General features: G+C 48.0%; 22 protein-coding genes. 4 read left to right on the plus strand and 18 right to left on the minus strand.

All coding sequences use genetic code 11. The annotated features are described in order from the left end of the window. Positions 1-108: 108 nt before the first annotated feature. From EHO61_RS09535 to EHO61_RS09570, 8 genes are all read right to left on the minus strand, one after another. Positions 109-915: an Lp29 family lipoprotein gene (locus EHO61_RS09535; RefSeq protein ID WP_167884844.1), complete on the minus strand. Its 807-nt coding sequence runs from the start codon at positions 913-915 to the stop codon at positions 109-111. 191 nt (positions 916-1,106) lie between these two features. After that, the gene (locus EHO61_RS09540) at positions 1,107-1,589 is read right to left on the minus strand and encodes an Lsa16 family lipoprotein adhesin (RefSeq protein ID WP_135813374.1); all 483 of its coding nucleotides are present in this window, start codon (positions 1,587-1,589) and stop codon (positions 1,107-1,109) included. A gap of 13 nt (positions 1,590-1,602) precedes the next feature. After that, complete coding sequence (locus EHO61_RS09545; RefSeq protein WP_135813375.1) at positions 1,603-2,826, minus strand: hypothetical protein; 1,224 nt, start codon at positions 2,824-2,826, stop codon at positions 1,603-1,605. Then, positions 2,826-3,419: a c-type cytochrome gene (locus EHO61_RS09550; RefSeq protein ID WP_210415333.1), complete on the minus strand. Its 594-nt coding sequence runs from the start codon at positions 3,417-3,419 to the stop codon at positions 2,826-2,828. Before EHO61_RS09550 ends, EHO61_RS09545 begins: the two co-directional genes overlap by 1 nt. Positions 3,420-3,438: 19 nt before the next feature. Beyond that, positions 3,439-3,990: a DUF3341 domain-containing protein gene (locus EHO61_RS09555; protein WP_135813377.1), complete on the minus strand. Its 552-nt coding sequence runs from the start codon at positions 3,988-3,990 to the stop codon at positions 3,439-3,441. After that, positions 3,990-5,357, minus strand: a complete 1,368-nt coding sequence (gene nrfD, locus EHO61_RS09560) for an NrfD/PsrC family molybdoenzyme membrane anchor subunit (protein ID WP_135813481.1) — start codon at positions 5,355-5,357, stop codon at positions 3,990-3,992. The genes EHO61_RS09555 and nrfD overlap by 1 nt, the downstream gene beginning before the upstream one ends. Before the next feature lie 25 nt (positions 5,358-5,382). Next, positions 5,383-8,457 carry a TAT-variant-translocated molybdopterin oxidoreductase gene (locus EHO61_RS09565; RefSeq protein ID WP_135813378.1) on the minus strand — a complete coding sequence of 1,025 codons (3,075 nt, stop codon included), beginning with the start codon at positions 8,455-8,457 and terminating at the stop codon, positions 5,383-5,385. A 20-nt stretch (positions 8,458-8,477) separates the two neighbouring features. After that, positions 8,478-8,984: a cytochrome c3 family protein gene (locus EHO61_RS09570; RefSeq protein WP_135768081.1), complete on the minus strand. Its 507-nt coding sequence runs from the start codon at positions 8,982-8,984 to the stop codon at positions 8,478-8,480. Positions 8,985-9,267: 283 nt separating this feature from the next. On the opposite strand from EHO61_RS09570, the gene EHO61_RS09575 reads away from it, so the two are divergent. After that, positions 9,268-10,206, plus strand: coding sequence for an endonuclease/exonuclease/phosphatase family protein (locus EHO61_RS09575; RefSeq protein ID WP_135813379.1), 939 nt, complete (start codon positions 9,268-9,270; stop codon positions 10,204-10,206). A 23-nt stretch (positions 10,207-10,229) separates the two neighbouring features. On the opposite strand, the gene EHO61_RS09580 is transcribed toward EHO61_RS09575, so the two are convergent. From EHO61_RS09580 to EHO61_RS09610, 7 genes are read right to left on the minus strand one after another with little or no spacing between them, the layout of a single operon-like run. Further along, complete coding sequence (locus tag EHO61_RS09580) at positions 10,230-11,015, minus strand: ABC transporter permease (protein ID WP_135813380.1); 786 nt, start codon at positions 11,013-11,015, stop codon at positions 10,230-10,232. After that, positions 11,012-11,728 carry an ABC transporter ATP-binding protein gene (locus EHO61_RS09585; protein WP_135813381.1) on the minus strand — a complete coding sequence of 239 codons (717 nt, stop codon included), beginning with the start codon at positions 11,726-11,728 and terminating at the stop codon, positions 11,012-11,014. The genes EHO61_RS09580 and EHO61_RS09585 overlap by 4 nt, the downstream gene beginning before the upstream one ends. Further along, a complete protein-coding gene (locus EHO61_RS09590) occupies positions 11,725-13,005 on the minus strand; it encodes a nitrous oxide reductase family maturation protein NosD (RefSeq protein ID WP_135813382.1) in 1,281 nt (426 codons plus the stop codon). The genes EHO61_RS09585 and EHO61_RS09590 overlap by 4 nt, the downstream gene beginning before the upstream one ends. A gap of 10 nt (positions 13,006-13,015) precedes the next feature. Continuing rightward, the gene (locus EHO61_RS09595) at positions 13,016-13,414 is read right to left on the minus strand and encodes a nitrous oxide reductase accessory protein NosL (RefSeq protein WP_246032067.1); all 399 of its coding nucleotides are present in this window, start codon (positions 13,412-13,414) and stop codon (positions 13,016-13,018) included. Between the two features lie 4 nt (positions 13,415-13,418). Continuing rightward, entirely contained in the window at positions 13,419-14,027 is a 609-nt protein-coding gene (locus tag EHO61_RS09600) for a hypothetical protein (protein ID WP_135813384.1), read from the minus strand. Positions 14,028-14,039: 12 nt separating this feature from the next. Continuing rightward, positions 14,040-15,959, minus strand: a complete 1,920-nt coding sequence (gene nosZ, locus EHO61_RS09605) for a Sec-dependent nitrous-oxide reductase (RefSeq protein WP_135813385.1) — start codon at positions 15,957-15,959, stop codon at positions 14,040-14,042. 10 nt (positions 15,960-15,969) lie between these two features. Then, a complete protein-coding gene (locus tag EHO61_RS09610; RefSeq protein WP_246032083.1) occupies positions 15,970-16,356 on the minus strand; it encodes a c-type cytochrome in 387 nt (128 codons plus the stop codon). 343 nt (positions 16,357-16,699) lie between these two features. On the opposite strand from EHO61_RS09610, the gene EHO61_RS09615 reads away from it, so the two are divergent. Continuing rightward, positions 16,700-17,887 (plus strand): NnrS family protein, encoded by a 1,188-nt coding sequence (locus EHO61_RS09615; RefSeq protein WP_135813387.1) that lies wholly within the window; start codon positions 16,700-16,702, stop codon positions 17,885-17,887. Between the two features lie 48 nt (positions 17,888-17,935). On the opposite strand, the gene EHO61_RS09620 is transcribed toward EHO61_RS09615, so the two are convergent. Genes EHO61_RS09620 through EHO61_RS09630 form a run of 3 tightly spaced genes read right to left on the minus strand, consistent with a single transcriptional unit; the run spans position 17,936 to position 21,851 of the window. Continuing rightward, a complete protein-coding gene (locus tag EHO61_RS09620) occupies positions 17,936-18,439 on the minus strand; it encodes a copper resistance protein CopD (RefSeq protein WP_135813388.1) in 504 nt (167 codons plus the stop codon). 44 nt (positions 18,440-18,483) lie between these two features. Further along, complete coding sequence (locus EHO61_RS09625) at positions 18,484-20,220, minus strand: thiamine pyrophosphate-binding protein (protein ID WP_135813389.1); 1,737 nt, start codon at positions 20,218-20,220, stop codon at positions 18,484-18,486. Further along, positions 20,217-21,851 (minus strand): FAD-binding dehydrogenase, encoded by a 1,635-nt coding sequence (locus tag EHO61_RS09630; protein WP_210415329.1) that lies wholly within the window; start codon positions 21,849-21,851, stop codon positions 20,217-20,219. The genes EHO61_RS09625 and EHO61_RS09630 overlap by 4 nt, the downstream gene beginning before the upstream one ends. A 230-nt stretch (positions 21,852-22,081) precedes the next feature. On the opposite strand from EHO61_RS09630, the gene EHO61_RS09635 reads away from it, so the two are divergent. Both EHO61_RS09635 and EHO61_RS09640 read left to right on the plus strand, forming a co-directional pair. After that, positions 22,082-22,705, plus strand: coding sequence for a Crp/Fnr family transcriptional regulator (locus tag EHO61_RS09635; protein ID WP_246032068.1), 624 nt, complete (start codon positions 22,082-22,084; stop codon positions 22,703-22,705). Between the two features lie 45 nt (positions 22,706-22,750). Continuing rightward, positions 22,751-23,236: a hypothetical protein gene (locus tag EHO61_RS09640; RefSeq protein WP_135813391.1), complete on the plus strand. Its 486-nt coding sequence runs from the start codon at positions 22,751-22,753 to the stop codon at positions 23,234-23,236. The last annotated feature ends 36 nt before the right edge of the window (positions 23,237-23,272 follow it).

The raw sequence follows: 23,272 nt of genomic DNA on the forward strand, positions 1-23,272 counted from the left end.
AAATTTGGCAAGACCATTCGACCGAAAACGGATGCATAGCGGTAAAAAGGTCCGGTGTCCCGTGTGATATATAAGACGCACAAAACATCTTCAAAAAACGGAAAAGTTCTATTTGAGGGATCCCAAGGTTTCCGCTATGTCCCGATTGATCAAAGGACTCGATCCTTCGAATACGACGGAAGGATTCGGACGGATCGTGGGGCCGGACATTCCTAGACAATCCAGATTTCCGATCTTGCATTCCGGAGGATTGGCCGAGATCCAAAGCGCCCTGAGTACGGTGTAGTCCGTGTCGTAGACGAATTCCTTCAATAAGTTCAGATTTCCATCGTAGATCCTCACCGTCGTCGAGGCTTCGAAGGACTCGTATGCCGGGAGAATTCCTATCGTTGCGACACTAAAGAGATTGGAGAATATGGTCACCATATTCCGAAAGATTTTGCCGGAGCTTTCCAGTGGAGTGTTTATTCCGACAACGTAATAATCGAAAGGAAGGCTTCTCATGGAAAAACGATAGGTTTCCTTGTCCTTAGAGATTTCCAAAAATTTCTCCAGCTCTTTGATTCCGGATGGCCCGGTCTTAGAGAGATAGAATTTAGCGAAGGATTGAATCCTTTCTTGGGAGACATCCTTTCTATTCTCCGGAGGTTTGGTCCAAACTAGCTCGGGAAAACTTCCCAGAGAGGGATTCTTCAAGGTGCGCTTTTCGGGAATCTGTACCACTTCGAAAGAGATCGTACCGTCCGGATTTTTCAGGGAAGACACTCGAAAAACGTGAAAGCCTAGATAAGCGACCCGTACGTTCCGACCTACCTTGGGAATTTCCGGAGCGGTTTTCGGCCCGGCTACGAAATATCGGGATGCGCAGGAAAAAAACGGAACCGCAAGGGTTAAGAGTAAAAGCTTTTTCAACATAAGATTGTCAAAACCGAAACTAATCTAACAGGAATTCCTAGGATCCGGCTACCAGAAAACGGAAAACAGAAATCCTTCGCGCATACTCGGAATAAAAAAAACCCCACCGAACGATCCGTCCGGCAGGGCGGTTTTGGAAATACTTGAAACGGATAAAAGATCTTGCGGCAAAATCGGCCGCTATCCAAACCTTAGTTTTTCTTTTCCTTCAATTCAGGAGCCAATTCCGCCAAAGGAATCTTTTCCTTAGGAAGATGCTTGTATTCCTCGTATTCGTATCCTTTCGGATAATGATCCAAGTCTTCCGGTTCGTAAAAATACTTATAGTCCTTACGGTATCCCCACTTGAAGACGGAAAGTTCCGGATTCTGGTTCACCACCAGACAGGTAGGACTCACCCACCCTTCCGTCTTTTCCGTCTTGATCCGGACCAAAGGTCTAGGATGAATCGCATGGTTTCTATAATCGTAAACTCTGACCACGGTTCCGACCGGTAGATTTCCTACAATCGTCGGATTCTGGTTTTCGTCAGAAAGAATTCCTACGCTCGGTGAAAGTCCTTTTTCCAGAGTCGGACAATTCAAATTGCCTACGACTTGGGCCGTGTTGGAACAGGCACCCATTGTTAGAGCCAAAGTTCCTAGGATCGCGATATTGATGACTGCTTTTTTCATAGATCCTTTTCCTCTATTGGTGGTGATGGAGGCATTCTTCCAGCCTCGGATCTCCGACGGGAATTAGCGGAGCCTTTTCCAAACGTTTCAGAAGAACGAAACCGAAGAGGCCTACCATTCCGATCACGGTTCCCAAACTTACGATATACCCGCCCAGAGAGAAATCCACAAAGTTCGCGGGATATACCAACCAGAAGATCTCTGTGGCTTGGGTAAACAGAATCCAAAGCGCAACCTTGACAAGGAAGTCGATGTCTCGCTTGTTCGGACGGTTCAATAAGAGAAGGAAAGGAACCGCGAACTTGATCGCCGGAATGGCGAGAGTCAAATATTCCCAACCTCCGGTCAAACGCTGCTCGAAGAAGAACGTCTCCTCCGGAATATTCGCGTACCAAATCAGCATGAATTGGGAGAAGCCCACATAAGCCCAGAACACGGTGAAACCGAGCATGAACTTACCCAAGTCGTGGATATGATTTTCGTTTACCAGATTTCCCAAAAAGCCTTTCTTTTTCAGGAAGTAAGCCGCTACGACGAAGGAAGACAAACCTGCCTGATACGCGGCGGCGAAACAATAGACTCCGAACATGGTGGAAAACCAGTGAGGAGTCAGGGACATGATCGTTTCAAAAGAAACTAGGGAAAAGGAAAGCGCAAAGAAAACCAGGAACCCGCCCGAAAGTCTCGCGCTGAACTTGGTATGCTTTACGTCCTTATCTTTATCCTGGGCAACGGATCTTTTATAGAAAAGATATCCGAACGTGGACCAAGCCAGAGCTAAAAAGACGAGAATTCCGCTAAAGAATCCCATATTCAGCAAAGGCTTTTTGTGCTGCAAAAGATGATCATGAGCCACGGCTTCCTCGTGGGTCCACTCGTACAGATCATGAGCGCCGACGATCAAGATCAGGAAAAGAACTCCGACTACGGGAAGGAACATCCCGTAACCTTCCGTGATTCTGCGGAGAGTTACCGGCCAATGAGCTCCTGTGATATGGCCGAGAGCCGTAAAGAAGATTCCGGAAATGGAAATTCCTAAAATGAAGAAGGTTCCGACCAGATACGCAGACCAGGCGGGATTGGAATGTCCACCTTCGTGACGAAGATTCTCGTGTCCCAATCCGAATGCGGCAATCGCCAGGCTGACGAGACCGACGACGATCATTCCGATCAGAGCGGTCCTGGTTTTGGAATCCAGCTTATAGTTGATGAGGTTTTGTTCTACCTTAACGTCCATTATTTCTTAGCCGTTTCCTTATTGGTCTTATTGTCGTAGTCCTGGAGCTTACGGATGTACAGGACGATCTTCCAACGGTCTTCGGGAGCGATTTGGGAAGCATAGCTGTTCATGCGCCCTTTTCCTTCCGTCATTGCGTGATAAATTTGTCCGTCGGAGTAGGCCTTTGCCGAAGCGGAAATAAGAGCGGCCATACGGCTACCGTCTCCTTGTCCCGCGTTCAATCTAGGACTTGGCCCGACTACGAAACCGTTTCCGGCTCCTCGGACTCCGTGACAAGGACTACAATAGGTTTGGTATTTATCCTCGCCGCGTTTGAGGTTGGCAAAATCAGCTTTGAACGGATTCGCCAATCCTTTGTTCGGAATCACGGAAATATCCAATCCTTTGTATTCGTACGGATAATATCCCACCGGGACCGCGCCTTTTGGAGGAAGACGAACCGCGGAACGGTTTGCAAAAAAGGAATCCTCTTCCTGCGCTTCCCGTGCTACGGAATCCGCCATATCGGGCATGTATTCCATGGGGGGGGTCTTTGATTCGCAGTTCCAAATTAGGAGGGCAGCGAAAGAAAGGTTGAAAAACTTTTTCAGGGAAATCATTTCGTTTCTCCTATTTCACGGTCTCGACGTATTTAGAGCCGAGACCCTTAATGAACTCGGTCACGGAACCTTCGGAATAGTTCGCGGAATTGGAAGGAATCCAAAGTGCGAACTTATCGGTCGTGATATCCGGATGCAGGACCTTTCGATTGGTTTTCGGGAGCTTGGCCAGAATGAACATTGCCACCGCAGTGGAAACCCCCGCCATAAAGACGGTAAATTCGAAAGTGATGGGAATATAAGCGAACCAAGCGTTTAAGCTCTTACCGGAGATATTCAAAGGCCAATCGTACTTGTGAGTCAGATACTGCATTCCGAAACCGGTGACGCACCCGAAGATTCCCATAATGAAAGTGACCCAGGGCAATCCGGAGCGGGACAATCCCATCGCGTCGTCCAAGCCGTGAACAGGATACGGAGTAAAGCAATCGAACCCGGTATATCCTTTGTCCTTGGTTTTCTTGGCTGCCTCGATGATCTGAGCGGGTGTATCGAAAAGACCGAATACGCCGGAGGTGGTCTCTTCGAAAGTATGGAATTGTTCTTTACGTGGAAGATACATTAATGATGGCCTCCGTCTTTATGCGGCATAACGGTCTTCACTTCCGCAACGGCGATCACCGGAAGCAATCTGCAGAACAGGAGGAAGAGCGTGAAGAAAATACCGAAGGTTCCGAGAAGCATCATAAAATCGTAAACCGTCGGAACGTATACATCCCAACTGGAAGGCAGGAAGTCTCGATGAAGGGTCATCACGATCACGAAGCGTTCGAACCACATTCCTATGTTGACGATGATGGAAATGATGAACATGACCGGGATGCTTGTCCGCAATTTCTTCCACCAGAATACCTGAGGAGCGAACACGTTACAGCTGAACATGATGAAGTATGCCCAACCGAAAGGTCCGAAGGCACGGTTCACGAAAGCGAATCCTTCGTATTCGTTGCCCGAATACCAAGCCATAAAAAACTCCGTGGAATATGCGAGTCCCACGATCAAACCTGTGACCATGATCACTTTGTTCATGTTCTCCAGGTGTTTCATGGTGATGTAATCCTTGAGATTGAAGACCTCTCTCGCGATCACCATTAGAGTTACCACCATGGCAAAACCGGAGAAAATCGCCCCGGCGACGAAGTACGGCGGGAAAATGGTCGTGTGCCAACCCGGGAGGATAGACACCGCGAAGTCGAAGGACACGATCGTGTGCACCGAAAGAACCAGAGGAGTGGAGAGTGCCGCCAAAATCATGGCTACGGTTTCCAAATGGGACCAAGCCTTATTGGAACCGACCCACCCGAAAGAAAGGATGTCATAGACCATCTTACGGACTTTTCCGGTCGCGCGATCCCGAACGGCCGCGATATCCGGAATCAATCCGATATACCAAAAGACGAGAGAGATGGTCAAATAGGTGGAAACCGCAAACGTATCCCAAATCAAGGGGGAGCGGAAATTCACCCAAAGAGGTCCTCTTTCATTCGGATACGGAAAGAGCCAGTATCCCATCCAGGGACGTCCGATGTGGATGATCAACGTGGAGGCGGCGGTCAAGACCGCAAAGATGGTCATCGCTTCCGCGGCACGGTTGATCCCCGTTCTCCATTCCTGGCGGAACAAATACAAGACCGCAGAGATCAGAGTCCCGGCGTGACCGATACCGATCCAGAACACGAAGTTGACGATAAAGAATCCCCAACCCACCGGGTTATTGATCCCGAGGATATAAAGACCTTCATACACTAGGTATCCGATGATAGCTAGATCGATTACTGTGATGGTGAGGGCCAGGAGAAAGGTTTTCCACCAAAGAGAAGTGGGGAAAGCCTCTACCGGCCGTAAGATATCTTCCGTTACGTCACGGACGGATTTACCGCCGGTGACCAGGGGCTGGATATCCAGGGCTTCTTTGATTGCGTTAGGTATGGACATAGCGCTTCGTTACTCCGGATTAGATCTTGGTTCTGACCCTGGTCAGATAAGCGACCGCGGGACCGACGTTTAGATATTCTAGCAAGCGATAGGATCTGGGATCCGCACTCAGTTTGGCGACTTCGGAAGCCTTGTCGTTTACGTTTCCGAAGCTGATCGCGTCCGCCGGGCAGGTCTGTTGACAAGCAGTCTTCAGTTCTCCGTCCTTCAGAGTACGACCTTCATTCTTGGCTTGGATCTTCTTCTCAGCGATACGGGAAGAGCAGAAGGTACATTTTTCCATGACCCCGCGACCACGAACGGTGACTTCCGGGTTGAGTCCCAGATACCGAGGAGGTCTTGCGCCTTTTTGCGCGCCGGTTTCATTGTACCAGTGCTGTGCCCAGTTGTAACGACGAACCTTAAACGGACAGTTGTTGGAACAATAACGGGTTCCTACACAGCGGTTGTAGATCATATCGTTGGTTCCTTCCGATCCGTGAACGGTGGCTGCCACCGGACATACGGTCTCACAAGGAGCGTTTTCACAATGCTGACACATGACCGGCTGGTGAGCCACTTGCAGGTCTTCGGGTTTATCCGGATCGCCGATATAATAACGATCGATGCGGATCCAATGCATTTCGCGACCTACGCGAACCTCGTCCCTTCCTACCGCGGGAATATTGTTCTCCACTTGGCAGGCGATGACACAAGCCGAACAACCGGTACAAGCCGTGAGATCCACGCTCATTCCCCAGCGATATCCGGGGTATTCGTGGACGGGGTTTCCCCCTACCGCATATACGAGTTTTCCGTCTTTTTTGATCTTCGGAATTTCGGACTCCGCCTTTCCGGAAGCCGGGTCTTGGCGATAGTCTTCGATGGAAGTGGATTGGATCAGAGGACGGTCCGGATATCCGAATCCGGGAGACATCATGTGGTGGTGTTGCGTGCAGGCCAGCTTATAGGTCTTGCCGGTTTTTTCGATGGAAGTCACAGCGATTCCGGAAAAGACTCCGTCTTCCGACAACGCGTATGCATTCTTCCCGACTCCGTTTCCTACGACACCGGCTGCGGTCCTTCCGTAACCGACGGCGATTCCGATCGCATCCTTGTGCATTCCAGGCTGGACTTGAGCCGGCAATTCTATGGATTGCTTATCGGTTTTCAGGATGACTACGTCGTTGGATTGGATTCCTTTTTCCTTTGCCAATTGCGGGGAAAGAAGGACGTAATTGTCCCACGTAACCTTCGTGACCGGATCCGGGAGCTCCTGTAAGAGCGAGTTGTTGGCGCCCTTTCCGTCTCCGATGGAGATCTTTTCGTAAAGAGCCAGACGCGCTCCCGCAGGAGACGAGGAGACCTTTTTCAACGCAGCGCGGTTGAACCCTCTAGAAGCTCCGGCCGCAGCTTTCCGTTCGGAAGCCTTGACCGTAGTTCCTACGCGAAGCAGATCTTCCCATTTTTGCTTGGATCCTAATTTCTTAATCCAAGCCTTTTTCAAATATTCGTAATAAACACTTTCTCCGCCCAAAGAACCGCCGGCAAACGCGATCAAGCTATCCTCGAAGGAACGGGAACGGAAAAGTGGGCGAATCGCCGGTTGCTGGATGGAGAAGATCCCTTTGGTGACTTCCGCATCTCCCCAAGACTCCAAGAAATGAGTGGTGGGTGCGAGATAATTGGAAGCCAAAGCGGTCTCGTCCGCACGATCGGAAATGCTTACGACCAAAGCGGCCTTGTGAAGGGAATCCTTCCAAGTCTCTCCGGCCTGGTAAACCAAGTTCGTATCGTAGAGGAAAAGAACGCCTACCTTTCCTTGTTTCAATTCGTCGGTAAGGGATTTTAGATTTCCGGAATAATTCGCCAATCCTTCCTTTTTCGGGCTGGAATGATCGACGGTCTTGCCGTCGTTATCCAACGCCGAATTCAGATAGTTCACCAGGACCTGCAGATCGACCGCATCCTTCGTTGTCGCGGAAAGTCCGCCGGCAACGACGAGGGATTTTCCTCTGTTTTGCCAGAGAGCCTTTGCGGTTTTTTTGATGTTTTCCGCATCGAGTCCCAATTCGCCGGCGAGGCCGGATAAGGTCGCGCCGTTCAGAGCATCCTTCGTGTTCGCTCCCAATTCGGAAAGCGCCGCCGCAATTGCCAGGGCAAACTTAGTCTGATCTCCGGGCCGGATCGGAAGGCGAAGGTCCGCGTTGGAACCGGTGACAGTGGGAACGGATTCCGCAGCGACAAAGAAGTTCACTTCTTTTCCGCCGTTTCTCAGGTTCCTGCGTTTGGAAAAATCCTTTTGGTATTCTTGGGAAGAAATCCATCCGCCCATGAAATCGCAATCGATGGAAAGAACCGCATTCGCGAGATCGAAACGGTAATTCGGGACGAGAGCCTTCCCGTAGGATGCCGCCTGTCCTTTGGATATAGCTTCTTCCGAAGAGGTAACGGAAACTTCGTAATGCTTCCCGCCTCCGATCGCTTTTAGGAATTCTCCGATGAGTTCCTTTGTGGAAGGAGAATCCAGGGGTCTGGTAACTATAACCGTTTTCCCTTTATTTGCGTTCAGCGCTTCCTTGACTTTCGCGTCCAAGGTAGCCCAATCGATTTTGGTCTCTTTTCCGCCTGAGATGGAAGCCGGATCCTGTGCGCGGTCCGGATCATAAAGATCAAAAATCGCAGCCTGTGCCGCTGCACTTAGGGAGCCTTGGGAAACAGGGTGATCCGGGTTTCCTTCCAGCTTTAGGGGGCGACCGTCTCTGGATTTAACCAGAATTCCGTTTCCGTTATGAACGGTCGCATAGTAATAGGAATGTCCGTGTTTTACGAAATCGTAGGTTTCTCCCTCGTCGGGCACCTTCAGGTCCACATAGGGAACGATTTTTTCCACGGGTTTACGGACGCAATTTAAGGAAGTCATCGCGACTCCTGCGCCCATCAATTTTAGGAATGTTTTACGATCGAATTCGCCGGATTTGATCCTCGCTATGATAGGATCCGGAGAAGTGAAGAATTCGGAGCGTTGGAGTTCCTTCGTCTCTTCGGTTTTTCCTCGGAGTTCGAAGGAGAGCCAATGCGCTTTCTTTTCTTTCTGGAAATTTTTATTATCCATCTGGTTATGCTTTCTCCTGATTATCTGTGGCAGGTGGAACAGTCGGTGGGAGCGTTGTTTTCCCGGTGACAATTCACGCAGTATCCCATGTTCAACGACGCGACCTGCTTAACCTTCACCATCTCGGCCACATTGCCGTGACACTGGGAGCAATCGACTCCCCTTTGGATGTGGCGAGAGTGATTGAATTGAACATGATCAGGAAGATCATGCACCTTCACCCATTCCAAGGGTTGCTTTTTCTGGTACGTTTCGATCAAGAACTTGATATCCGGCTTTTCTGTCGCCACCATCGAGTGGCAATTCATACAAGTCGAAGTGTTAGGAACGGTAGCATGAGCTCCCGTTTCCACACCCGTATGACAATAACGGCAATCTACCTTATTGTCCCCGGCATGTATCTTGTGGTTAAATGGAATAGGCTGATCTGGCGAATAGCCTACGTATTTGGAGGGAGAAAAAATCAGGTAGGCCACCGCTGCAATAGCAATGAGCGGAACCGAAAGTTTCAAAGCTTTCTTATTCATTCGTGAAAAGTCCCGTTTGAGTCCAAAATAAGGTTTGGAACAAAGATTTCGGCTTGGGTTAAAATTGCAAGTAAACGCCTAAAAACCCCGTAGATTCAGCGATTCTTCTTCGGTCCGTTTGAGACTAAGTATCAACTGTTCGCAGATCAAAAATGGAAATCGAGAGAGTCTCTTTTTCTAGTTTTCTTCTTCGATAGAGTCGCGAAAAGCGTTCTATACGCAAAAGATCAGAACGGTCGTTCTTGAAAACTTGCAGCATTCTTAAAATAGAAGGACGATTTTCATGGGAATTCGGGCTAAAAAAAATCGGAGATTCTCCCTCCCAAGCCTCTTTTTTTTCTCCACTGCCCTGCTGCTACTTGCTTCCGGATCGAAATCCGATCCGATTTACGCCCAAAACTCCCCTTCCTCGCTGGTAATTTCCGGTTTTAACGCGATGTTTCTCTACGACGAAGAAGGGGATCGGACGAAATTTCCGCCAAATCGTCGCGCGAGAAAGCCTTCCGACTTTGCAATCTTGAGGGATACGGTGCTTCAGAATTTTCCGGACATCATAGGATTCCAGGAAATTGAAAACGAATCCGCTCTGAGAAAGGTCACTACCGAAAATTACGGCTGCGCGGCGACCAAAACCCACGGATATTCCCAGGAGGTAGGCCTTTGTTGGAAAAAATCCCTACCTACCCCTTTGTTAAGCGAACTTCCCCAATTGTCCCTCCGTCCCGGTCTTAGGAAAGGGATCATGGCGGAATTTTCCCTACCGTTAGGAAAACTTACGGTGATCGTAGTACACCTAAAGGCAGGGCATAGCAACGAGGACCAATACGAACGCCACGAACAACTGAAAGCATTGGGAGAAATCCTTTCCCACAGGAAAAGATTCGTTCTGATCGGAGACTTTAACGAAAATCTAAAGTCGAAGAAAGCGTCCTGGAACCTTCTGAAAGGGGAACTTTTCCTGAGATCCGCGAACCATAAGGCGAGTTCGGATTGTTGGCAGCACCAAAAAGGGTTTATCGATTATTTAATTACGGATATGGAATGGAATACTTCATCCTTTCGTCAGTTCAAATTCAAGGCGGACGACGGAAAATTCGACGGAAACCCTCCGGAAGAAATGGGCCTCTCCGACCATTGTCCGATCAGTGCGGAGTTGATCTGGGAAAGCGAAAGAAAATACAGGGCAAGAACGGCCAGGAGAAACTCCGAAAGATACCCCTGACATTTCCACTCGCAAGAGCCGATTCAGAAATTTCGCTTCAGGAATCTCCGATAAGCGATCCAAAGGGGAAGCGCGATCCATCCGGATAGGAAGAGAACGCACAAACAGACCAATAAATAAGGACCGAGGGAGTTCAAAAGAAAAGCTCCGGAAAATCCCAGGAGAACGGAGGTTTTGGTCTGCAATATCATGAGGATTCGGATCAAATCGATCGGATTCAACAGTATGATGATGATCGACGGGACTTCTATCGGGTATTCTCCCAGATAAAGACTTAAAACGAAAACGATGGAATCGAAAAAGATAAAGAAGTAGAGCCAAACGAATAGAGCGCCCGAAACGATCCATTCTCCCCTCTTGAGGAAGGTCGCGAGAAGAAACGCCAAGGATACGAAGATAAAAATCAGCACTCCGCCGAATCCGATCAACTCACAGAATAGAAGTAGAAAGCGGAGATCGGAATAGAAGGAAAGAATTCCGGGAATTCCGATGCCTACCGCGAGTCCGATCAAAAGCGAAAGGGAAATACCCAGATATTTTCCGAGAAAGTAACTGGTTCTGGATACGGATTTGGAAAGTAGCAATTCCGCGAACGGAAGCGATTCGAGAAAAACCAATCCGGAAAACGTAATGGAAAACAGGGGAACGACGAGTAGGATCACGTTCGTAAGACTCGCGATCGTACGGGTCGAATTTTCGTCCCCGAAGTAATTCACGATTCCAACGCCTAAGGCGAGGATTCCCGAAAATAGAAAAATCCACTTGCTACGGATATTTTCCCTGAGCTCGAATAATAAGATTTCTTTCACTTCTTTTTGCCGTATTCCCGATTCCAAAAATCCATTAACGAGGATTGGAGAGTATCACAACCCCGCTTCTCCGGAAAAGCCCGAGGAGAATCGTCTATGAGAAGAGTCCCTTCGGATAACAATAAAAATCGATCCGAAAGTTCCTCCACTTCGTTTAATATATGGGTGGAAAATAGAACCAAAGAACCTTCGCTTTTCTTCGCGATGAGGATCTCCTTTAGTATGTGGGAAACGTACGGATCCAGACTCGCCGTCGGCTCATCCACGATATAAACCGATTTTTTGACCGAGAAGCATTGTAGAATATTCATTTTTTGCTTCGTTCCGCCGGAGAGGGATCCGAATTTCTTATTTTCCTCGGACTTCAAGCCGAGGGTCGCGAATAAATGAGCGAATGTATCCTTGTCGAAAGGCTCCAGTCGTCCAAAAAAATCGATCAATTCGGACACCGTCAGATTCTTGGGAAACAAAGGAACTTGGGGCATATATCCTATTCTTGATATTCCAAAATAGGATTCATCTTTCTCGTCCTGAAATTCTATGCTTCCTCCAGATACGGTGACGAGTCCTAAGATTCCTTTCAAAAGGGAGCTTTTTCCGGATCCGTTCGGTCCTATGACGGAAAGGATACTCCCTTTTTCCGCGCGGAAGGAAACGTCGCGCACTGCGGTCGATTTCCCGTAGGAAACGTTCAAGTTCTTCAAGGTAATCATAGATTCTCCCGAATAGAAGGTTTAAGATCCTCAAAATCGATCGGCGTTACGATAGGAAACGCTCTTTCGATTCCTTGCAAAAAAAGGACGACGGGTGAATCGTACAAAAGCATTAGAAAAGGATACACCGCCACCCAGTAACCGAAAAAATGCACCGGCTTGTGCGGGACATCCCCGAAACCGTCCCGATTCAAATCGTATCCTTTGTACGATTCCCAGAAATTCTCGAAAAACACGTTAGTTGTTCGTTTCGTATTCGTGCTGACGTCGAAGACATTCCCTTTGAAATCGTTTCTTGCGAAGATGTTCGAGTCGCTATTTCCCAATACGCGTATCCCCCAACCGTTTTCGAAGATCCGATTGTGGGTGAAGTAATTCCGATTGCATCCATCCGAGAATATCGCGACGGTGTTCTTCGAGAATTCGTTCCTTACGAATACGCTATCCGAAATCTCCTTTAGCAGTATTCCGTAGGAGCTGTCTCCCCAGTTATTTAAAAATTTATTATTTTCCACCAATATATTCTTACTGTACATCACGGCCACCCCGGCCGAATTCTCCGTAAATTCGTTCCCTCGAAAATCGTTGTCGGAGGAAAACATGAAATGCATTCCGTACCGGATATTTCTAGTGGAGAAATTGTTCTCTATCTTCAGATTCGAGGAAAATTCCAGATAGATCCCGTCCCTATGCTTTTCCGTCCGATTTCCCTCGATACGAACGTTCTTAGAGGACCAGAGATGGATGCCGTTCCCGCCGGAGACTTCGTTTTTTGCGTCTCCGATCGCTTCGTTTCCGGAAATCCTGCAGCCGTCGACTTCCGCAAGATAAATCGAATACGTATCCCCTTCGAGACGATTCTTTTCGAACACGCAATCCTTGACCTTCTCCGCGTGTATGCCCGCATATTCGGCGGTGTCCGAGATTCCGCTACCTACGATCTTGATTCCGCGAATCGAAACATTGTTTGCCCGCACGTCGAACACATGTCCCTTCTTTTTCCCGTCCACGACGGCTCCCGGCTCTCCGACGACGGACAATCCCTTGTTTAATATCAGATTCGCTTCGGAATAATAGCCGGATTTCAAAAGAACAACGTCCTGATCGGAAGCGATTTCGATCGCCTTCTTGATCGTGGATATTTCACAGGAGGAACATACCCGAATTTCCTTGGCAAGAATCTCCGCTTGGGTCAAAAAAACCAAAACGAAAACCGCTTTCGTCAAATTCCTCCGGGAAAGGATCCCGTCCAAAATCGTTTCATAAAGTCCGTTCATTCTATTTTTCTTAAGGAATGATTTCCCCCGCGCGATTCTTCAAAAAAATCTCCGCCCTCTCCTTAGAGGAGAACGAGAGCATCCCTTGCCCCATAGGAGATCGGATTTCGGAAGAACGCACATACACAGCTTCGGAAGCGACAATCATCTTTTTCGGATGTTCGAAGTCCGCGACCCAGCTCGATCTCACCGGAAGAGAGTTCGTCTTTTCGTAAGCGCGAAGACATTCTATGGAATCGAAATAATATCTTCGTCCCTTTTCGGTCAACAGTTGGGAATGAAAACGCAGATCCACGATCGACATGGAACAGTGCGCGCATTTTTCCCTTCCGATTTCAGGCAGGATCGGTTCGTTACGTATGCAGGAAACATAAAGAACGATCAAGGCAAGGGGGAAAAATTTTTTCATCCCGTCAAATTTCATCCGAAAATCGCTTTCTCTCCCGCCAAAGTACGAAAAGAAGAGTGAAGACTGCAGCGAACAAAATTAAGCCGCCTATGGAAGGGTAACTACATGCGGTAATATTCAGCATTTCCTTACACCCCAGCAAAGGAGGTTGGTAAACCATCCCCGGAACGACGATAGGCGCTTCGGGACTCAGGTTATGACCGTAATTGTATTCCCATCTCCAAAAATCGTAGAATCCCACCGCTCCTAAGACGGCGAAATTGAAGATCCCGAGACATACCATCCAGATTCTTGGATAGAAAAACGTCACGAGCGCTCCGAAAATCAGATATCCGAGAACGTACGGCATGAACAGAAGTTCCGGAATGGACTCGGAAACGATCTCCTGCATTCCTATATAATGATTCAGTAAATTTATGTTCTTTAAATCGTAAGGAGTGGATCCAATGACCCGATTCACCCAAATCTGCATCCCTAAACCCTCCGGATATTGGGGGGCCTCCAGGGATATGTGCCAAATCGGAGCAAAGAAGACTCCGACCAGAACGAGACCGACTCCTATTACTAGGAGCCGGTTTTTATCGTTCAATTTCCTAAGAAAAAACGATTTCATATTCTATTTTCCTTAAGGAGTTACCCGAATGTACTGCTGCATCTCCTGGTGCAGAGCGGAGCAGAAATCGGTGCAGTAAAAAGGATAGATCCCCGGATTCGGCGCTTTCCATTTGAACGTCCTGGTTTGTCCCGGCATGATCAACAGGTTAGGCATTTCCGGAGCGCCGCTTACCGCGAATCCGTGCGGAATATCGAAGTCTTGTTCCAAATTCGTGATGTGGAAGTACACGGTATCTCCCCGTTTTACTTCGATAGTATCAGGCTTGAAGTGAGAACGGATTTGGCTCATATATACCCGTACGGTATTTCCTTCGCGGACCACTCTGGCTTCCTTCTCGCTTTTGATCGCGTGTGGGTGCTTGTTCTCCTCTAAAGGATAGATTTTCGCGGCCTTATCCATCAATAGCTTCGCCGGGATCATTTGGGAATAATGAGGCTCTCCTACGGTCGGAAAATCCGATAGTAGCTCCGCTTTTCTTCCCGAAATATCGTAAAGTTGGGCGCTTTGAGGGAGTTCCATCCCTACCGGCAAATATCTGTCTTTCGTGATCTTATTCAACGCGATCAGGTATTTTCCGTACGGTTCCTTGGAACTTCCCCCTACGATGGACAAGTGTCCCACGCTATAATAAGCCGGAAGGTGTTGGACCACTTCCCAGGTGCCTAGTTCCCATTTTACCACTTCGGAACTTACGAAACAGGAAGTGTATGCGTAGCCTTGACCGTCGAATTCGGTGTGCAGGGGTCCCAGACAGGGCTTTTTGACTTCCCCCGCCAAAGTGGACTCATATTTCAAAACCGGAATATTCATGATTTCGGCGGTTCTGTGCTCGGGCTTATCCTTTACTTCCATCAACTTCGTAAACGAGTGCACCGGAATCACCGTCGCCAATTTTCCGCCACCGACTATGTATTCTCCCGTAGGATCCACGTCCGTACCGTGAGGGCTTTTCGGAGTCGGCAGATAATACATCATACCGGAACAATCTTTCGGGTGTAACATCTTGACCCCGCTGAGCTTCTCGGATACCACCGGTTTGTTCTCCGGAAGGTAGTTCCGATAATATTCTCCGGAATGCGCAGTAGCTTTTCCTTGGTCGAGACACTGTTTAGCACGAACCCAGTTGAACGCTAGGATATAATCCTTGTCGTTCTTGGAAGCTCCGACTTCCAGCATTTTATAGGCCTGTTCCGTGTTATAGCTCGTGAAGAAACACCAGTCGTGGGATTTCCCTTTTCCACAGTGCGATAAATCGTAGTCGAAACCCGGAACCAAAACCTGGAGTTCGATGGACAATCTTCCCGTCTTAGGCTCGACCTTTACCATCGTAACGGTCCCTTTAAAATCTCCTTTAGAAAAGTTCTCGATCGGAACGCTACTCTGAGGAATCGGAACCGAGAATCTCGTGGCCGCCATCAGATATTCCGTATTCTCGGTGGCGAACGGGGATGCGTGGTTTCCGGCGGAATTCGGAATTTCCAGAATCTCCTTCGTCTCGAAAGCTTTCAGATCTATACGGGCCAACCTAGGCGTGTTGTTAGCATTCAGAAATAACCATCTTCCGTCCTGCTTACCTTCCGTCATAGAGGCTTCCACGTGGTGGCTATCGTCCCAAGGAACGTAACCGTGTGTGGTTTTGAGCATGTCCTTGGTTTCCTCGTCGTAACCGTATCCGTTTTCAGGAAAGACGGAAAAGACGGGAATAATCTTAAACAACCTTGCGGAAGGAATACCGTATACGGACATCTGACCGTTGAATCCGCCCGAAAGGAACGCGTAAACTTCGTCCTTCTCCCCCGGAGCAACGTACACTTTTTTGGCGGCGTCGGAAGCCAACGTCGCGGTAGCGGCGCCTTTTTTGCAAAAGGCCAGAGCCGTCGTCCCTACGATTATCAGCAATACTGATTTTATTAACGTTTTATAGTTCATTTTATCCCACTCACCTTTTATCTAGTTTCCGAAAGTATTCCAAAATTTCCCGGGCCTCCGACTCCTTGACGTTCTGAAACGTCATCTGGGTCAAATGCTCGGCCAATAGTTCTTTTGCGATCGGATCTTTTTGAGTCATTTCTATTGGATTCAAAATCATGTTCATGATCCACTCAGGAGTTCTTCTTTCCGTTACGCCCTTTAGTGCAGGACCCACGACTTTCTCTTCGAATTTATGGCATGCACTGCATTTGGTCTCGAACTGTTTCCTCCCTTTTTCAACGGTAGCCTCGTCGATAGGACCGAGAACGACCGAAGAAACCGGACCGATCCCTTTCCCCCCCGCTTCGGGAACTGCCTGTTCTTTTTCCTTTTCCTTTCCGCAAGCGGATAGCATGACACCCGAAACGAGAAGGATAAGGAACGCTTTCCCTCCGCGACCCCGGGCAAACTTGAACGACGATTTCGATTCCATAAAAGAACCCACCAAAAGAGATTTCTAACTGAGCCGATCCGATCGGCATAATCCAAGGATATATGAAAACGGCATTTTTTCATTGATCGAAGTCAAAAGCCGGGATTAAAAAATAATGACTTTTGTCAAAACCGGAGAACCCGGAAATTCCATAGAAATATTTTAAATAAATTTAATGTTATTTATTTAATATTTATTCCGCAAAATCGGAACAATCTTGATTACCATCAAGGACAAATAGGACATTAAGTTTTAGAATATCCGAATGCAGAACATACTAAATCCGAAATCCGCCCTTTGGACTGCGGCATTTCGCCCTTTCTTTCTGGCCGCCGGATTGCACTCAGCGTTTGCGGTCTCGTTTTGGATGCTGATCCTGTTCTCCGTGCAGCGCTCCCCCTTTCTTCTGAACGGAATCCAGGTTCATTCCTACGAAATGGTCTTCGGTTTTGCCAGAGCCGCCATCCTAGGATTCCTGTTTACGGCGGCACAGAATTGGACCAAGTCCGCATTGCTCAATCGGAATTCCCTATTCTTTCTGTCCGCACTTTGGCTGATCGGAAGGTTCGGCTTTCTGTACGAGCCCTTAACTTATTTGGCAATCACTTCCGATCTGTACTGCGATATCCTGGCCCTATTCTACTTGGGCCCTCCTTTGTGGAAAAAAGGACAGGAGCACAACAGGATCATCGTAATTTCCTATGCGCTCTTTTTCATATCGCACGTTTGCGCGATATTCTCCTACCTGGAGATATTTCCGTCGGCTTGGGGACTGCATTTCGTCCATTTATCGATCTTCCTCGTTTTACAATTCGTGGTGATCATCGGAGGAAGGATTCTGCCCTTCTTCACTTCGGTCGCGGTCCCGAAAGCGAATCCGAAAAAAATTCCTCTCCTAGAGCGAATCGTACAATACACCTGGTTTCTTTTCCTATTGCTGGAAGTCCTGGTTTATTGGCTTCCGGTCCTACATATACCTGCCGGTCTATTCTGTCTCGGACTCGCAATCGTTCATTTTTTCCGACTCTTTTTATTGGAGCCTTGGAGATCCGTTCGAGTCCCGATTTTATGGGTACTGCACTCCGGTTATTTTTGGCTCGTTGTCGGCCTTACGGCTTACGGCCTTTCCCACTTAGGGTTTTTCGAAACTTCTCCCGCCTTTCACCTCTTTACGACCGGTGCGATCGGAGTGTTCGTTTTCGGAATGATTACGAGAGTTTCCTTGGGACATACGGGCAGGCCGATTCGCGCGTCCAGACCGATCGTTTTGGCGTATATACTGATCAATTTAGCGGTGATTTCCCGATCCTTCCTGCCTCTTTTCGGAAAAAATATCGCGGCGTACGCGATCTCCTCTTCCTGCTGGGTATCCGCTTTTCTGATTTTTTTATTAGAATATTATGGAATACTAGTTAATCCTAGATTAGAGCCCGGCGGAATGTCCCGTCGATGAATCCGCGGTAAAACATCCGATTTGCGGGTAGGTGAAAGTCTACCGGTCTTAGAAACGGATCCCACGAGAGAATGCCAATCCCAGAATGGCGATCCCGATGGAGACGATCAGATTCAATCGTCCGAAAAATGAGGCGTATTTTCTATATTTGGTCTTTATCTCCGGATCGTTTTCCATTTCCTGAAACGCGACGGGTCCTACCAAAAAATCATGAATGGCCGAACTGCCGACTAGAAAGAGGAATAAGGAAATTTTCAAAAGGAAAATACTTCCTCCGAAGGAAGTCCAATAGTTCGCGTCTCCGAAGTTGAGATAAAAACCTTTGGAAAAAAGGATTCCGATGCCGGATACCGCTAAAATCAAAAAGATAAGATAGGAAACCGATCGAAACCGGACGGCTACTTTAAATAGCAACCGGCTTTTTACTTCTTTTAATTCGGGATCCGTATAAACCGATCTGAATACGAAGACAAAAAAGAACATTCCTCCGACCCAAAATGCCGCGGCAAAAAAGTGAAACAGAAGGGCCCAAAAATAAACGATCGACTCCATATCTCTTCGATTTCGATCCGGCGAAGAAACGCTTTCTTCTCTCCTTATCCCGTAATTTTTCTAAGAAGGGCTCGACCGATAAAGCGGAATTTTTCCGCCAAAGGAAAACGACCTAGATTCACTTTTACGACGCCTTTCGTAAATCTCGTCCTTTTGGAATAATCGATTTTTACGTCCACGAGTACGGAGAATCCGTTCTCGGCCAATCGGAAGGCGTCTCGGATCGTCTTTTCTATTTGTTCGTTTTCCCGAAGAACTAAGTAGGAGGAGCCCGTAGCTTTCGCGATTCCTTCCAACTCTATTCCTCCTAGGACGGTGCAGGTTTTTCTTCCGTACGGAATCTCCTGACCTTGCGAAATCTGGGAGAGTTCTCCATCATAAAAAACGAAAATGACGACACCCAAGGAATAGACCGAAGCCGTAAGAAGCTCCATACCTGTCATGAGAAAAGCTCCGTCCCCCGCTATACCCGCCACTTTTCTTTTCGGGTTGGCCATTTTAGCTCCGATGGAAGCTGGTACACAATAACCCATACTGTTAAAATCCGTAGGGGAAAGAAACGTCTTGGAACGGTTGACCGGGAACAATTCCTCGGCCAAAAAAGTGTGGTTCCCGTCGTCCACGACCAGAAGATCAGTGTCGGCCATCTGCCTCCGAAGTTCCTCGAAAAAAAGATACGGATTGATCCGATTTTCCGTTAAGTGCGACATCCATTCCTTCGCGTACTCCGTCTTCTTTTCCCGGATCAATTTCGTTAAGCGAATGTCCTTCCGAGGAAAACCTTTTTCTTTTTCAAGCTCTTCGATAAGTGCGGAAAGAACCGTTTTTGCATCCCCCTCTATCTCCACTTCCGCCGGATAATTTTTCGAGAACACTTCCGGATTGATATCTATGTGTATCAGATTTTTAGGAACCTTCATCCCGAAACTTCCCGTAGGAATCTCGGAAAATCTGGTACCTACGGCAAGCAGACAATCGCACTCCGAAAATGCGGCTTCTCCGGCCGGAACCGAATACGATCCGAAACCCATACCCGTATGATTGGGATGCGAAGCGGGGAAGACGCTCAAACCTTGGAGAGTGGTAGCGACAGGCGCATTCAATAATTCTGAAATTCGTAGCAGCTCTTCTCCCGCATCCCGCCCTCCCCAGCCGACGAAAACTCCGGGGGACTTCGAGAACTTCAGTAGCGAACATGCCTTTTCTATTTTCATGCCGTCTACTTCCGCCGTTTCGCGAAACTTTCTCTTAAAAGGGGGCATGGAATACACTTCCCCCCGGAACAGCTGGATATTGACGGGGATTTCCACGAACACAGGACCGCATTCGTCCGTTATGGCGACTTCGTATGCTTCGTATATGGTGGAAATGATATCCTTATGCTCGGATATTCTATATGACTTTTTCGTAATTCCTTTCAGGATTTCCATCTGGTCGATCTGATGGAGTTGGTATTTTTTTCCGGTATCGGTCCGGACTCCGCCGGAGATGATCAGCATAGGAATCCCGTCCAAAAACGCTTCTCCGATTCCGCTCATCGCATGAGTCATGCCCGCAGCGGGAACGATCAACAACGTTCCGATCGAATCCGAGGTCCTGCTCACGGCGTCCGCCATAAAGGCAGCCCCGCATTCGTGGGTGACTAGGATCGGCCGAATGCTTTTGGACCCGCTCAACTCGTCATAGAGTTCCGTATTGTGAACCCCCGGAATTCCGAACGTAAACCTGACTCCGATCTGCTCTAACGCGAATACCGCAAGGGAAGCTCCGGATTTTTTCATAGATTTCGATTCCTTCGTTCCAAAATACTTCTAACCGCAAATCGGGAAGTCAATATGCAGCCCCCCAGAAAAGTTCCTTCCAGCGCCGCCTTTCCATGAATCCCTCCTCCTCCGAATCCGGCAGCCTCCCCTACCGCGTACAATCCCGGAACGGGGTTCTCGTCTTCGTTTAATACTCTGGATTGTAAGTCGGTCTGGATACCGCCCATGGACTTCCGAGTCAAGATAAACTCCCTGATCGCGATGAGAGGAAGCGCTTTCGAATCCATGATTTTCCGGAAATTACAGGTTCTAACGCGGTCTCCCCGATACTGCCTTAGTTGAGCGATCCTTCTCAATTGATCGTCGTTATAAAAAGATTTTCCGCGCTCTATCATGGAATCGTAATCCTCCACGGATTTATTCAAAACTTGAGGCAAAACGGATTTCGTTCCCGTCAGGATGTTCATCCGGTCGGCCAACTCCGAAATCGAATCCGCGACTACGAAATCCGGACAATCCGCAACCAATTTTTTGACAAGAGATTCGTTCCCGAAGAGGACCGTCCGAAGAAATCCCATTATGTTTTTATTACGTATTTCCTCGTTAAATTCGGAACCTGAAACGGCCAATTCCTGGACGGCGATTTTCCAATTTAGGACCTGCCAGGAATATTTCTCCTTCTGCCTACAGATCTCTTCCACCAGGAACTTCGTGTCGAATCCGGTAATCAAAGGTTGCGGACCGATACGACGTCCTTCGAAATCCAACCATAGCGCGGATTTCGGCGGAACCAGGCTCAATCCGTGAGCCTCCATTTTCGGATCCGGATGGTGTACTCCGGCCGCGTAGTTCCACATTTTGTCCAGATGAGTGATTCTAGCCTTGAGTTTTTTCGCCTCTCTATGCATGTCTCCGATCGCGAACGGATGAGAGCCGTTCAGAAGGACCTCGGGAGGTTTGCCCAGATTCTTAGGCCAATGTCTCCTGATTTTAGTCAGATCTCCCGCGATTCCACCGGAAGCGATGATTACGTTTTCTGCACGTATCTGCGTCTCTCGATTCGTCCGAGTATTTCGAGAAATGCAACCGTTAACGAACCTGCCGGATCTTGTAAGTCGATCGACTCGATTCTGAAACAGAAAGCGTATCCTTTCCGCGTTTTTATGATTCAACAATCTTCCCTTTAGGGATGAGATCAAGCCTTGTCCCGTTCCCCAAACCATATGGAATCTGGGCACGCTGTTTCCGGGTTTGAACAACCCTCTTTCTACCCAATGAACGACGGGAAAAAAGTTCACGGAATACTTTCTTAAAAAATAATATATATCCTCGGATGATTGGTTCACGTAGGCTTCGGCCCAAAGTTTCGGCAAGAGATCGCGACCGGAAAATTCCGCCGTGGAATTCCAGTCCGAAATCGCCAACGGAACACTGTCTCTTATGCCGTTCCACCTTTGGATCGGAGTGTCCACCATGAAAATCCCTCCGAAGGACAGTTTGGCCAATCCGCCTAGATTTTCCTCCGAGTCCCTGTCCAAAAGGACCACGTTTTTTCCGGCGTCGAGTAAGTCCAAAGCGGCGACGATCCCGGCAAGACCGGCGCCGATAATTGCCACGTCCGTAGATATGATTTCCATCTTTCCGTTCATCTGTATGATACGCTTGACAGGATAGCACGAAGGAGACAGACAAAGATTGATCAGTATCAATTTCTCAAAAAATAAGACCGAAATCGCCAATGATATAAATCATCGGAATCCGATCCCGATCGAAGGCGTTTTCTACTTGTCTCTTATTCTTCTTCCGAATAAATTCAAAGCATCCGGTCGGAAGGAAATGATTCAAAAATAGTGATGAAATCCAGGGAAATACGTACATGATGTCTACTGCGGGATCATATTGGACGACGATTTACGAAGAGTTCGGATCCATGATCGAACGGATCGGAATCGAAAGGCAATTCGGCAAAGACGAACTCGTATTCCGCGAAAAGGATCCTTACGAGGGTTTTTTTGAAATCGTATCTGGAAATTTTAAAGTTTATATCCTGAACGCGGACGGAAAGGAAGCGATCTTTAAAATCGCTTCGGCAGGAGAATTGATAGCGACTCCTCCGATTTTCCAAACGGAAGAGCCCTGTTTATATCCTGCCTTTTGCCAAGCGCTAACCGAAGGCGAGTTAGTATTCTATCCCAAAAAACAATTCTTGGATTTCCTGCTCGGAAATCCTAAAGCCCTATACTTGTTTTCCGTGCTGACAGTGGATCACGTAAATTATTTCAGAAAGAAAATGGTGGAGAATCTTTTCCTCACGGTTAAGGAAAAGATCCTAGGTTTTCTCAAGGGACTAGGAGCGGAAACGAATTTCGTACATCTGCCGATTGCAAAGCAACAGTTAGCCTCCCTATTGGGGACGACACCGGAATCCGTAAGCCGGGCCTTCCGTTTTCTCTTGGACGAAGGGATTGTGGAAGAAAACGGCGACCGGTATCGAATCCTTTAACGATCATTCAGGATATCGTAATCGTATCAGGCACGAACGGAAAACATGTTTAGAAAATATCTGATTTATACCGGCTGGCTCCTTTGGATCGGAACTTTGGCGACCCTAGTATTCGTCTTAACCGAAGGAAAAATCTCCACCGAACCGGACGGCAGAAAAGCGATTTTATTAAACGAACAAGAAAAGGATTTCGTTCTGGCCGAAATGAGAACCCTGCTCGCGACCGTCCACGAAATCCAGTCTTCCCTAGCCGACGAGGATTACGAAAGGGCCGCAAAGGCCGCGCGAAAATCCGGTCGAGGTATGGATCATTCCTCCGAAACCGCGGAAAAGGGATTGCTTAGGAAAGTTCCCCTGGAATTCAAAAAGCTCGGATTCGGCACCCATGATCATTTTGATTTCCTGGCGGATACTCTGAATGAAAAACGGGATCTGAAATATTCCGTTCGAGAACTCGCCAAATTGACATCCAAATGCGTAGCTTGTCATTCCATGTATAAGATCCGGATCGAGCGGGAAAAATCAGAATAACCGAAATATCCCTGGACAATCGAAGGTCTTTTGTGA

The organism is Leptospira fluminis, assembly GCF_004771275.1.
Taxonomy (GTDB): Bacteria; Spirochaetota; Leptospiria; order Leptospirales; family Leptospiraceae; genus Leptospira_B; species Leptospira_B fluminis.